The sequence below is a fragment of the Micromonospora sp. WMMC241 genome (genome assembly GCF_027460165.1).
Lineage (GTDB): Bacteria > Actinomycetota > Actinomycetes > Mycobacteriales > Micromonosporaceae > Micromonospora > Micromonospora humi.
On the sequence record NZ_JAPZBF010000001.1, the window covers coordinates 5,307,112 to 5,319,059 of the forward strand.

Annotated in this window: 12 protein-coding genes; 9 read left to right on the top strand and 3 right to left on the bottom strand. The window is 76.2% G+C overall.

The features are described from left to right. The first annotated feature begins 36 nt into the window (after positions 1-36). The 4 genes from O7598_RS23980 to O7598_RS23995 all read left to right on the top strand — a co-directional run bounded on the left by O7598_RS23980 (position 37) and on the right by O7598_RS23995 (position 3,007). Positions 37-936, top strand: a complete 900-nt coding sequence (locus tag O7598_RS23980; protein ID WP_269693535.1) for an ABC transporter ATP-binding protein — start codon at positions 37-39, stop codon at positions 934-936. After that, entirely contained in the window at positions 933-1,727 is a 795-nt protein-coding gene (locus O7598_RS23985) for an ABC transporter permease (protein WP_269693536.1), read from the top strand. The genes O7598_RS23980 and O7598_RS23985 overlap by 4 nt, the downstream gene beginning before the upstream one ends. Positions 1,728-1,729: 2 nt before the next feature. After that, positions 1,730-2,434: a YqeB family protein gene (locus tag O7598_RS23990; protein ID WP_269693537.1), complete on the top strand. Its 705-nt coding sequence runs from the start codon at positions 1,730-1,732 to the stop codon at positions 2,432-2,434. Between the two features lie 69 nt (positions 2,435-2,503). Further along, on the top strand, positions 2,504-3,007 hold the full coding sequence (locus O7598_RS23995) for a hypothetical protein (protein WP_269693538.1): 504 nt from the start codon (positions 2,504-2,506) through the stop codon (positions 3,005-3,007). A 76-nt stretch (positions 3,008-3,083) separates the two neighbouring features. Here the strand turns inward: O7598_RS23995 and O7598_RS24000 are convergent, their stop codons facing one another. Beyond that, positions 3,084-4,547, bottom strand: coding sequence for a serine hydrolase domain-containing protein (locus O7598_RS24000; RefSeq protein WP_269693539.1), 1,464 nt, complete (start codon positions 4,545-4,547; stop codon positions 3,084-3,086). Between the two features lie 33 nt (positions 4,548-4,580). Then, complete coding sequence (locus O7598_RS24005; protein WP_269693540.1) at positions 4,581-5,084, bottom strand: ArsR/SmtB family transcription factor; 504 nt, start codon at positions 5,082-5,084, stop codon at positions 4,581-4,583. Positions 5,085-5,186: 102 nt separating this feature from the next. Here O7598_RS24005 and O7598_RS24010 point away from each other — a divergent pair, with 102 nt between their 5' ends. Then, positions 5,187-6,326 (top strand): oxalate decarboxylase family bicupin, encoded by a 1,140-nt coding sequence (locus O7598_RS24010; RefSeq protein ID WP_269693541.1) that lies wholly within the window; start codon positions 5,187-5,189, stop codon positions 6,324-6,326. Here O7598_RS24010 and O7598_RS24015 read toward each other — a convergent pair. Further along, positions 6,265-7,839 carry a helix-turn-helix domain-containing protein gene (locus O7598_RS24015; protein ID WP_269693542.1) on the bottom strand — a complete coding sequence of 525 codons (1,575 nt, stop codon included), beginning with the start codon at positions 7,837-7,839 and terminating at the stop codon, positions 6,265-6,267. The two genes, O7598_RS24010 and O7598_RS24015, sit on opposite strands and share 62 nt — an antisense overlap. Positions 7,840-8,032: 193 nt before the next feature. Between O7598_RS24015 and O7598_RS24020 the strand changes: the two genes are divergently transcribed. From O7598_RS24020 to O7598_RS24035, 4 genes are read left to right on the top strand one after another with little or no spacing between them, the layout of a single operon-like run. Further along, positions 8,033-8,926: a CDP-alcohol phosphatidyltransferase family protein gene (locus O7598_RS24020; RefSeq protein WP_442929890.1), complete on the top strand. Its 894-nt coding sequence runs from the start codon at positions 8,033-8,035 to the stop codon at positions 8,924-8,926. After that, positions 8,923-10,623 carry a sulfatase gene (locus tag O7598_RS24025; protein WP_269693543.1) on the top strand — a complete coding sequence of 567 codons (1,701 nt, stop codon included), beginning with the start codon at positions 8,923-8,925 and terminating at the stop codon, positions 10,621-10,623. Before O7598_RS24020 ends, O7598_RS24025 begins: the two co-directional genes overlap by 4 nt. Positions 10,624-10,636: 13 nt before the next feature. Beyond that, positions 10,637-11,392 carry an FkbM family methyltransferase gene (locus O7598_RS24030; RefSeq protein WP_269694956.1) on the top strand — a complete coding sequence of 252 codons (756 nt, stop codon included), beginning with the start codon at positions 10,637-10,639 and terminating at the stop codon, positions 11,390-11,392. A 15-nt stretch (positions 11,393-11,407) separates the two neighbouring features. After that, positions 11,408-11,947 (top strand): DUF1697 domain-containing protein, encoded by a 540-nt coding sequence (locus O7598_RS24035; protein ID WP_269693544.1) that lies wholly within the window; start codon positions 11,408-11,410, stop codon positions 11,945-11,947. The last annotated feature ends 1 nt before the right edge of the window (position 11,948 follow it).

Sequence of the window (11,948 nt, forward strand, 5' to 3'; positions counted from 1 at the left end):
AGCGAATCACCGGGTGGCCCCGGCAGGCTTCTCGGCATGATCCAAGTTGACCACCTGACCAAGCGGTACGGCCCGCACACCGCCGTCGAGGACGTCACGTTCCGCTGCGAACCGGGCACGGTGACCGGTTTCCTCGGCCCGAACGGCGCCGGCAAGTCCACCACGATGCGCATGATCTGCGGGATGACGCCGCCCAGCTCGGGCGCGGCCACGGTGGCCGGCCGGCCCTACCGGCAGCTGCCCAACCCGGGACGGGAGATCGGCGTCCTGCTCGACGCGTCGGCGCAGCACGCCGGTCGCACCGGACGGGAGACGCTCACCCTGGCCGCCCGCACCATGGGCGTGGACCGGGGGCAGGTGGCCGCGAAGCTGGACCTGGTCGGGTTGAACGCCACCGCCGCCCGGCGGCGGGTCGGCGCGTACTCCCTGGGCATGCGGCAGCGGCTCGGCCTGGCGCTGGCGCTGCTGGGCGACCCCCGGGTGCTGATCCTGGACGAGCCGGCCAACGGCCTCGACCCGGAGGGCATCTACTGGATGCGCGGCCTGCTGCGCGACTACGCCGACCGCGGCGGCACCGTGCTGCTCTCCTCGCACCTGCTGCGCGAGGTGGAGGCGGTGGCCGACCGGCTGGTGGTGATCGGCGGCGGCCGGGTGGTCGCCCAGGGCGGCAAGGACGAGCTGCTGGCCGGCGCCGGCACCCTGGTCCGCGCCCGGGACCAGCACGCCCTGCGCCTCACCCTGGACCGCGCCGCGCTCCCGGCCACCGCCGGCACCGACGGCGGCTTCGTCGTCCGGGCCGAGCCGGGGGCCGTCGGCCAGGCCGCGGCCGACGCCGGGCTGGTCCTCACCGAACTGCGTCCGGCCGGCACCGGCGGCCTGGAACAGCTCTTCCTCACCCTCACCGCCGGCGCGTCGACCAAGGAGGCCGTCCGATGACCACCGCCACCGCTCCCACTCCCACCGCCGCCCACGCGCGGCCCGAGCCGCCCGCCACCGGCCCCTCGCTGGCCCGGCTGACCCAGGTGGAGCTGCGCAAGCTCGCCGACACCCGGGCCGGACGCTGGCTGCTGATCACGATCGGGCTGATCGCGGTCGCCATCGTGGTGGTGCAGCTCTTCGTCACCGACGCGGCGGAGCAGACCTTCAGCGCGTTCTTCGAGCCGTCGCTGCTGCCGGTCGGGCTGCTGCTGCCGGTGCTCGGCATCCTCTCCATCACGAGCGAATGGTCCCAGCGCACCGCGTTGACCACCTTCGCGCTGGTGCCCCGCCGGGAGCGGGTGATCGTCGCCAAGCTCACCGCGGTGGTGCTGGCCGCGCTCGGCTCGGTGCTGGTCAGCCTCGTCGTCGCCGCCGCCGGCACACTGGCGGCCAAGGCCACCGGCGGGGCGGGCGCCTGGACGTTCGACTGGCAGATGCTGCCGCACGCGGCGGTGTTCCAGGTGGCCAGCGTGTTGCTCGGTGCCGGTTTCGGCCTGCTGCTGCTGAACACGCCGCTGGCGATCGTCACCTATCTGCTGCTGCCGACCGTGTGGAGCGTGCTGGCCGCGATGATCGAAGGGCTGCGGGGGCCGGCCCGTTGGCTGGACACCTCGTACACGATGGGGGCGCTGCTGGGGCCGGACGTGACCGCCGGGCAGTGGGGCCGCCTCGGGGTGTCGTTGGTCGTCTGGGTGCTCCTGCCGCTGGTCGCCGGCCTGTTCCGCACGCTGCGGCGGGAGGTGTCCTGACCGTGTCGGTGCGGGAACCCGGCGACGTCGTGGTCGACGGCGGGGTCGGCGAGCTGGTGCTGATGTGGGCCGGGTTCCCGTTGCTCGGGGCGGGCCTGGGCGCCGGGCTGACCGCGCTGTCCGGCTGGATCGCCGGGCTGGCCTGGTTCCCCTTCCAGGACGTGTTCGAGTTGCTCGACGGGTGGCCGGACCAGCGGTCGTACCCGCTCGGCGCGGGGGCGGTGGCGCTGGCCGGCGTGGCGCTGGCCGTGGTGGGCACGCGGGAGCGGCTGCGGGTCACGGTCGGGCGCCGGTCGGTGGAGCTGCGCCGGGACGGGCACGGCCGGGACGTGGCACGGGCCGAGGTGACCGGCGTGTTCGCCGACGGCAAGGCGCTGGTGCTGCTGGACGCCGCCGGCGGCGAGCTGGCCCGGGAGAAGTCCGACCTGGCCGTCGAACGGCTGCGGGAGGCGTTCACCGGGCAGGGTTGGCCATGGGTCGACGGGGACCCGCACCGGGACGCGTACCGGCGGTGGGTGCCCGGGTTGCCCGGGCTGCCGGCCGGTGCCGACGCTCTGCTGCGGGCCCGGGAGCGGGCGATCGAGGACAGCCGCGACGCCGAGGTCCGGGAGCTGCACGGGGAGCTGGCCCGGCTCGGCGTCGTGGTGCGCGACGAGGGGAAGCGGCAGTACTGGCGGCTGGTGCACCTCGACGGCGAGCCCAGGTAGTCGCGGGCCGGCACGATCGGCGGGGGCCGTCCTACACTCGGGACCCCGCCCGCCCGATGGGAGTTCCCGTTGCGTCCTCGGCTCGCGCCCCCGGCCCTGATCCTGGCCCTGCTCCTCGCCGGTTGCGGCGGCGAGACGGAGCAGGTCGCTCTCCCGCCGCCGGCGAGCCCCACGCCGAGCGCGTCGGCGGCGCCGCTGACCGTCAAGGAGGCGAAGGGGCGCTACCTGGCCGTGGTGGCCGCGTACGACATCGCCCGGGACGAGCTGGCCGAGGCCGCGAAGGCGGGCCGGCCATGGCGGTCGGTGCGGGAGCGGGCCGAGGCGGTCGCCGCCGCCAACACGGCCTGCGCCGAGGAGCTGCGCGCCGTCCGCTGGCCGGCCGCCGCGCAGGCGCCGATCGCGGCGCTGCTCGCCGAGCACGAGGTGGCGCTGCGGCACTGGAAGCTCGCCGCCGGCGCCGGCAGCGACGCGGTGCTGCGCCGGGAGATCCGGGCCGCCGCCGCGCACGACGGCGTCCGGCAGGCGGCCAAGGTACGCGCCGCGCTGGGCCTGCCGCCGCGTCGCGCCGCCTGAGCGCGCGCCGGCCCGGCCCCGTGCCCGGGCCGGCGCAGCCGTGGTGCGGACCGGCGACCGTGGTCCGCGCCCTCGGTCAGGCGGCGATCACCGCCACGGCAAACCCGGCGAAGGCGGCGGAGAGCGCCGCTCCGGTCCACCGGCGCCACGGCGGCGCACCGGCCACCACCGGCAGGTCGCGCCAGCGGCGGGCGGCGAGCGCAGCGGCGACCCCGGTCAACGCGGCCCCGAGCGGCCAGATCCAGCCCGGCACCACCGACCAGTCGCCGAGCCGGTGACCGAGCCCGAGGTAGAGCACCGCCCAGCCGGCGGCGGAGAGCACGGTGAGCCGGTCCGTCCCGCGCCGGGCGGTGCCGAGCAGTGACAGGCCGCCGAGGAACGTGAACGCCAGCGCCAGGCCGGCGCCGATCCAGCCGGGCAGGCCGGTGGACTCGCTCGCCGCGTCGCCGGGCACGCCGAGCAGCCGCAGGCCGAGCGCGTCGACATCGTGGGCGGTGTTGGCCAGCACCACGATTCCCCGGCCGGTGGCGCGTTCGTAGCCGACGTACGACCGGAAGCCACCGGTGCCGCCGTTGTGCCAGACGATTTCCCGGTCGCCGTACCGGCTGGTGAACCAGCCGTAGCCGATCCGGCGGCCGGCCTCGTCGTCGAAGCGCGGCGTGGCGGCGTCGGCGCCGGGCGCGGTGCCGGCGAGCATGGCGGCGGTGAGCCGGGCCAGGTCCTCGGCGGTGGACCAGACGCCGATGCCGGCCGGGGCGTACCCCGCGCCCGTCCACTCGTCGGCGGGCCGGCCGCCGGCGGTGGCGCCCTCGGCGCGGCCGTCGGGCAGGCCGGCGGGGTCGGCGGCGACGACCGTGTCGGTCATGCCCAGCGGGGCCAGCACGTCGCGCCGGAGCAGCTCCGGGTAGCCGACGCCGGCCTGCGCGGCGAGGCCCTGACCGAGCAGCGACGCGCCGAGGTTGGAGTAGGAGACGGTGCCCCGGTCGTCGTCCGGCTCGACGCGGCGGGCGTCGGCCACGATCCGGTCCACGTCGTCGCCGGCGTACGCGTTGCCGGCGGTGACCGACGTCCACCAGGTCCGGGCCAGCGTGGCCGGGCCGGTCGGCAGCCGGGGCAGGCCGGAGCGGTGGCTGGCCAGCTCGGCGAGGGTGGCCTCGCCGGCCGGGCCGGTCACCTCGGGCAGGACGGTGCGGAGCCGGTCGTCCGGGTCGGCCGCGCCGGCCGCCGACCGGTGGGCCAGGAGCATGCCGGTGAGTGGCTTGCCCACCGAGCCGATCTCGAACGGGGTGCCCGGCTCGACGGCCGGCCCGCCGGGCGTGCGGTCGCCGATCCCGGCGACGCGGACCCTTCCGCCGTCGACCGAGGCCACCGCGAGGCCGCGCAGGCCCCGTGGGTCGTCGACAGCGGCTCGGACGGTCGCGGCCAGGTCGGCGTCGCCGGTCTGGCGGGGGCCGGGCTCCGGGGCCCGGGGCATCAGGCCGGTGGCGGCGGTCGCGGCGACGAGGCCGGCGACGGCGGTGAGGACGGTCGGGGTACGCATGGTGCTGCCTTCCGTCGGGGTGGGTGGGTCGGGTCAGTGGCGGGCGGCGGTGAGGATGGCCAGCAGCGGCACCACCCGTTCCGGCGGGATGTCGTAGCGCCCGCGGGCGCCGCTGCGGAGCCATCCGGCGGCGGCGAGTTGCCGCAGGTGGTGGTGGAGCTGCCCGGTGGTGCCGAGGCCGTCGAGGTCGGCGAGTTCGGCGGTGCCGTGCCGGCCGCCGAGGATCTCCCGCAGCAGCCGTAGCCGCACGGGGTGGGCGAGCGCGGTGAGCGTGCCGGCCAGCGCCGGCCAGTCGCCGTCGAGCAGGTCGTCGACGCCGGCGCCGTACTGCCAGTCGTAGTGGCGGTCGGCGGTGCGCACGGTGCCGGTGTAGAGCACCGCGCCGGCGCCGTCCGGCGGCAGTCGCCGCTTCAGGCCGTCGAGCGCCCAGAACACGTCCGTCGGTGCCGCTTCGGGGGCCGGTGCCGGCGCCCGCTCGCCGGCCAGTCGGGCCACCTGTGCCTCCAGGGCCGCCAGCCGCTCCTCCACGCTCGCCATGGCCACCAAACTACGCAACTACGTAGCTACGTGCAAATGGAGAATCGGTGGGTCGCGCGAACGCGTGATGTGCGCGCCGGCTCCCCGGCCGACGCTGGGCCCATGACCTCGAACGACTTCCCGCAGCCGATGCGCGCCGGGGCCGGCGGCCGGGACGCCGGTCCGCGCGACGTGACCCGGGACCGGGAGAACCCGGACCTGCTCACCCCGCCGCCCACCGACGCCGGGACCGTGCCCAACCTGAAGTTCTCCTTCTCCGACGCCCACGTCCGGATCGAGCGCGGCGGCTGGACCCGCGAGATCACCCGGCGGGAGCTGCCCATCGCCACCGAGCTGGCCGGGGTGGACATGTCGCTGGAGCCCGGGGCCTACCGCGAGCTGCACTGGCACAAGCAGGCCGAGTGGGCGTACGTCATCTCCGGGAGCTGCCGGATCGGCGCGGTCGACCAGGAGGGCCGCAACTTCCTCGACGACGTGCGCCAGGGTGACCTCTGGTTCTTCCCGCACGGCATCCCGCACCACATCCAGGCCCTCGACGAGGGCGTGGAGTTCCTGCTGGTCTTCGACGACGGGGAGTTCTCGGAGAACAGCACGTTCCTGATCAGCGACTTCTTCGCGCACACGCCGCGTAGCGTGCTGGCCAAGAACTTCGGCTGGACCGAGGCGCAGATGGCGACGCTGCCGGAACGGGAGAAGTACATCTTCGCCGGTGAGGTGCCGCCGCCCCTGGACCGGGACCGGGTGGTCAGCCCCACCGGCGACGTGCCGCGCACGTTCAAGCACCGGCTGCTCGCCCAGGCGCCGGAGCGTTTCCCCGGCGGCACGGTCCGGATCGCCGACGCGGCAAACTTCGCGGCGTCCACCGCGATCTGCGCTGCGCTGGTGGAGATCGAGCCGGGCGGCCTGCGGGAGCTGCACTGGCACCCGACCGACGACGAGTGGCAGTACTGGCTCTCCGGGCACGGGCGGATGGGCGTCTTCGCCAGCAGCGGGGTGGCCCGCACGTTCGACTTCCGGGCCGGCGACGTCGGCTACGTGCCGTTCGCCTACGGGCACTACATCGAGAACCTCGGCGACGAGCCGCTGGTGTTCCTGGAGATGTTCCGCAAGCCCCGGTTCGCGGACATCTCGCTGGCCCAGTGGATGGCGAACCTGCCGCCGGAGATCAGCGCCGCCACGCTCAACCTGCCCCGCGAGATGATCGAGGCGCTGCCGAGGGAGAAGCGTCCGGTGGTGCGTTGACCGGGCGGGCGTCCCAGAGCCGGGCCAGTTGCAGCCGACTGCGCACGCCGAGCTTGGCGTAGACCGCCCGCACGTGCGTGTCGACGGTGTGGAACGACAGGTGCAGCCGGCCGGCCACCTGCTGCTTGGTCGCCCCGGCGACGAGCAGGTCGGCGATACCCGCCTCCCGCGCGGTCAACGCGGCCGGGCCACGCCCCGGCGGCCGGGGCGCCGGGCGCCGGCGGGTCGCGTCGAGCCGCCCGTCCCACCGCTGCGCGGCCTCCTGGTCGCCGGTCGCGCCGACCCGACCGTACCCCGCCGCCGGCTCCCCCGCCGCCGCGTGGGCCTCGGGCAGCCGGACCCGCGGCGAGCGGGCCAGGTCGAGCAGGGCGTCGGCCAGCGCCGGCCGGGCCGCCGTGCCGCGCAGCGCGCGCACCGCGGCCCGCAGCGCCGCCGGGTCGCGACGGACCAGGCCGGCCGCGTGCCCGGCCAGCCCGCACCACAGGGGTACGGGGGTGCGGGCGGCCACCTCGGCCAGGCGACCGGCGACCGCGACGGCCCGCCGGGCGTCGCCGAGCAGCAGCAACGCCCGGACCAGCCGGGGACCGTACTGGGCGACCAGCAGCACCGGCCGGACCGTGCGGCCCAGGTCGTCGGCGACGGCGCGCAGCAGCTCGCGGTGCCGCGCCGGTTCCGGGTCGCCGGCCGCCGCACCGCCCAGCGACGCGTGCGGAACCCGGTCCGGCCAGGCCCCGACCGGCCCGGCGGCGGCCAGCAGCGCCCGCGCCCGGTCCGGCCGTCCACTCCGGTACGCCACCTCGACGCGTACCGCCACCAGGGCGGAGCGGACCTCGTCGCCGAGCGCACGATCCAGCGCCAGCCGGGCCCGCGCGTCCGCCTCGGGCAGCGCGCCGACCGCGAGCAACCGCCGGCACGACGCCGCCGTCAACGCGGGACGCGCCCCGGCCGGCAGATCGGCGTACGCGGCGTCCAGCGCGACCGCCGCGTCGTCGTACCCGCCGAGCGCGAGCTGCGCCTCGATCCGGTCCACGCGGACCGCGACCGCCTCGCCGCGTACCGCCGGGTGCCCGGGGTCGACGGCGGCGAGCAGGTCGCGTGCGGTGGGCACCGCCCCGGCGGAGAACGCGCGGGCGGCCCGGGCCAGCGTGAGCCGCACGGCGGCGGCCGGCGTCGGGTGCGCCGCCCGCGCCCGGCCCGCGGCCCGCAGCAGGCCGTCGGTGTCCGGGTGACCGACCCGGGCGGCGACCGACGCCTCGGTGGCGAGCAGCCAACCCCGGTCCTCCGGCCCGGCGCCGGGGCGGGCCAGCCGTAACTGCGCCAGCGCGACCGACGGCCGGTCGTGGCCGTGCCCGGCGCCGAGCCGTCCGAGCAGCCGGGCCCGGTCGGCCGCGCCGGTCCGGTCCGCGGCGACCTCGGCGGCGAGCAGCTCGCGGGCCTCGGCCGGACGTCCGGCGAGGTCGAGCAGTTCGGCGGCGGCCAGCGCCCGGCGGGCGTGGTCAGCGGGTCGCGACACGGCACCGAATGAACCACGAGCGGCGCATCCGGGGCGGGCCTTCGGCGCGAATGACACTCGTGATCGTGAGTTTTCGGCATCAGAGCGAACCGTTCGGGCATGTTCTGCGTACAGACCGGTGGGTCGTGGCGCGCAACTCGGAGGCACAGTGACAGCGGTTCGGACTGATCCATTCGCGGGGACGATCCTCCAGGTGGGGGTGTTGGCGGGCCTCGCCGGCACCGTCGGCCTGGGCCCGGCCGGCTGGCTGGCCGGCCTCGTCTACGGGGTGGTGACGCTCGTCGTGCTCGGGCGCGGGCTGCGCCGCTCGGGCGCGGAGCGGCTCGGGCCGGCCGACTGGGTGACGCTGGGCCGGGCCACGCTGGCCGGTGGCGTGACCGCGCTGGTGGCGGACTCGTTCAGCCGGCCGGTAGCGGTGCCGGTGCTGGTGGTGCTCACCGCGGTCGCGCTGTCGCTGGACTGGGTCGACGGGCAGGTGGCGCGACGCACCGGCACGGTCAGCGCGCTCGGGGCCCGGTTCGACATGGAGGTCGACTCCTTCCTCGTCCTGGTGCTCTGCGTCCACGTCAGCGGCCAGGTGGGTCCGTGGGTGCTGGTGATCGGCGCGATGCGGTACGCCTTCGTCGCGGCCGGCTGGGCGCTGCCCTGGCTGAACGGCTCGCTGCCGCCGCGCTACTGGCGCAAGACGGTCGCCGCGGTCCAGGGCATCGCGCTTGCCGTGGTGGCGGCGGACGTGCTGCCCCTCGCGCTCGCCGTCGTGGTGCTGGCCGGCGCGCTCGCGCTGCTGCTCGAGTCGTTCGGCCGGGACGTGCTGTGGCTGTGGCGGCACCGCGCCGGCGCCGACCGCCCGCCGGTCGCCGCGCCGCCGGCCGTCACGCCACCGGCCGTCACGCCACCGGCCGTCACGCCGCCGGTTGCCGCGCCGCCGGCGGTCGCTGCACCGGCGGTCGCTGTACCGGCGACGGTCCGCCCGGAGGCCGCTCGGCCGGCGGGTCGCGCCCCCGCTCCGGCGAGCCGCCGGAACGGCTGGAAGCCCGGCACTCCGGTCCTGGTCGGCCGCGCCGAGGTCGGCGGTCGCCGCCCGTGACCGACGACGACAGGACCCCGTCCCCGGCCGCCCCGCCGGCCGGCGGCCCCACGACCGACGCAGCCGTGACCCCGGGCACCGTCGGCGGCGGGCGTCGCCGACGCGTCCGCTCCGTGACCGCCACCGTGCTGGCCGCCGCCCTCGTGCTGGTGGCCCTGATCGCACCGACCGACGTCAACGACCTCACCCCCGCCGCGTTCCTCCGGATCCCGGTGGAGGGACTGGTCGCGGTCGCCCTGCTCCTGGTGCTGCCGCCGAGGCCGCGCCGGATCGTGGCCATGGCGCTCGGCGCGCTGCTCGGCCTGGTCCTCGTCCTCAAGCTCGCCGACCTCGGCTTCTCGACCGTGCTGGACCGTCCCTTCGACCTGATCGCCGACTGGGCCTTCCTCGCCGCCGGCGCGGAGTTCCTGGCCGAGTCGTACGGGCGGGCCGCCCAGGTGGGTGCCGTGGCGGTGGCCGTGGTCGCGGTCGTCGCCGTACCGGTGCTGGTGACGCTGTCGATGCGCCGGCTGGCCCGGCTGCTGGGCGACCACCGGTTGGTCAGCGCGCGCACCGCCGCCGCGTTCGCCGCCGCCTGGGTGGTCTGCGCCGTGCTCGGCGCGCAGGTCGTGCCCGGGCTGCCGGTGGCCGCCGACACCGTCGCGACCGGCGTCTGGGACCGCACCCGGCAGGTCAACGCGGGCCTGCACGACCAGGAGCGCCTCGACGACCAACTCGCCGGGGACCCGTTCGCCGGCACCCCCGGCGACCAGTTGCTGACCGGGCTGCGCGGCAAGGACGTCCTGGTCGCCTTCGTGGAAAGCTACGGCCGGGTGGCGGTGGAGGATCCGGAGCTGGCCGGTGAGGTGGACGCCGCGCTGGACGAGGGGACCCGGCAGCTGGCCGCGGCCGGCTACGGCAGCCGCAGCGCGTTCCTCACCTCGTCCACCACCGGCGGCGGCAGCTGGCTGGCGCACGCCACGCTGATGAGCGGCATCCGCGCCGACAACCAGTTGCGCTACACCAACCTGGTGCGCAGCGACCGGCTGACCCTCAACGGCGCGTTCAAGCGCGCCGGGTGGCGTACCTCGCTGGTCATGCCGGCCCTCACCCGGGCCTGGCCGGAGGCCGACTTCTTCGCGCCCGACCGGGTCTACGGCGCCGAGGACCTCGGCTACCGGGGGCCGACGTTCAGCTTCTCCTCCCCGCCGGACCAGTTCACCCTGGAGGCGTTCCAGCGCGCGGAGCGCAAGCCCGGGCACGCACCGGTGATGGCCGAGATCCCGCTGCTGTCCAGCCACATCCCGTGGTCCCCGGTGCCGAAGCTGGTCGACTGGGACGACCTCGGCGACGGGTCGGTCTTCACCGGCACCAACCGCGCGGCCCGCGCCGACGAGGGCACCCGGAGGGCCTACCGCAACTCCGTCGTCTACTCGCTGCGGACGCTGGTCTCCTACGTCCAGCGGTACGGCGACGAGAACCTCGTGCTGGTCTTCCTCGGCGACCACCAGCCGGCCCGGGCGATCACCGGTGAGGGCGCCGGCAAGGACGTGCCGATCACCGTCGTGGCCAAGGACCCGGCCGTGCTCGACCAGATCTCCGGTTGGGGCTGGCAGGACGGCCTCAATCCCGACCCGGACGCCCCCGTCTGGCCGATGGAGTCGTTCCGCGACCGGTTCCTGCGGGCCTTCGGACCGCAGTCCAGGACTCACAGTTAGGAACGTCGTGACGATGCTCGCACGGGCCTGGGGGATCACCCGGTCCCTGGCCATCTACCACGGTCAGCCGGCCAAGCACCGACGCGCCCGGGAGTTGTACGGGCAGTTCCTCTCCCCCGGCGACCTCGGCTTCGACATCGGCGCGCACGTCGGCGGCCGGGTCCGCACCTGGCGGCGGCTGGGCGCGCGGGTGGTCGCGGTCGAGCCGCAGCCGGACTGCCTGCGGGTGCTGCGCCTGGCCTTCGGGCGCGACGACGGCGTGGCGATCGAGCCCACGGCGGTCGGTGCCCGGCCCGGCCAGGCGCGGCTGGAGCTGTCGTCGGCGACGCCGACGGTGTCCACCATGTCGTCGACCTGGATCGACTCGGTCACCGCCGACCCGAGCTTCGCCAAGGTGCGGTGGGACCGGTCGGTCGAGGTGCCGGTGGTGACGCTGGACGACCTGATCGCCCGGCACGGCGTGCCGGCGTTCTGCAAAGTCGACGTCGAGGGCTTCGAGGTCGACGTGCTGGCCGGGCTGAGCCGGCCGGTGCGCGCGCTCTCCTTCGAGTACCTCCCACCCGCGCACGACGCGGCGCTCGCCGTGCTCGACCTGGTGGAGCGGCTGGGCGCGGGGGCGGGCGGCTACCGCTACAACTACTCGCCCGTGGAGACCATGCGTCTCGCCTCGGACGAGTGGCTGGACGCGGCGGGCCTGGTGCGGCTGCTGGAGACGTACCGTCCGGCCGGCCGCTCCGGCGACGTCTACGCCCGGTTGGCGTCCGCCTGACCTAGGCTGGCGGCCATGACCCGCTACGCCGCCCTGCTGCGGGGCGTCAACGTCGGCACGACCCGGCTGGCGATGGCTGACCTGCGCCGCGTCGTCACCGACCTCGGCCACGACGACGTCAAGACCTACCTGCAGAGCGGCAACGTGGTGTTCTCCAGCCCACCCACCCGCGACGAGGTGCTCGCCGAGGGCATCGCGAAGCGGCTCGCCGACGAGCTGGGCCTGCGCGTGCCGGTACTGGTCCGCGACGCCGGCGAGCTGGCCGCGGTGGCCGACGCCAGCCCGTACGCCGGGCGTCAGGACGACCCGACCCGGGTGCTGGTGGCGTTCCTGTCCGCCGCGCCCACGGCGGCGCGGGCCCGTGAGCTGGCCGTGCCGGCCGGCGAGGAGATGGAGTACGAAGTGGCCGGCCGGGAGCTGCACCTGCACTACCCGGCCGGCAACTACGGGCGGACGAAGTTCACCACCGCGTACCTGGAGAAGACGTTGGGCGTGGTGGTGACGGTCCGCAACTGGAAGTCGGTGCTGGCGCTGCGCGACCTGACCGCCGGCTGAC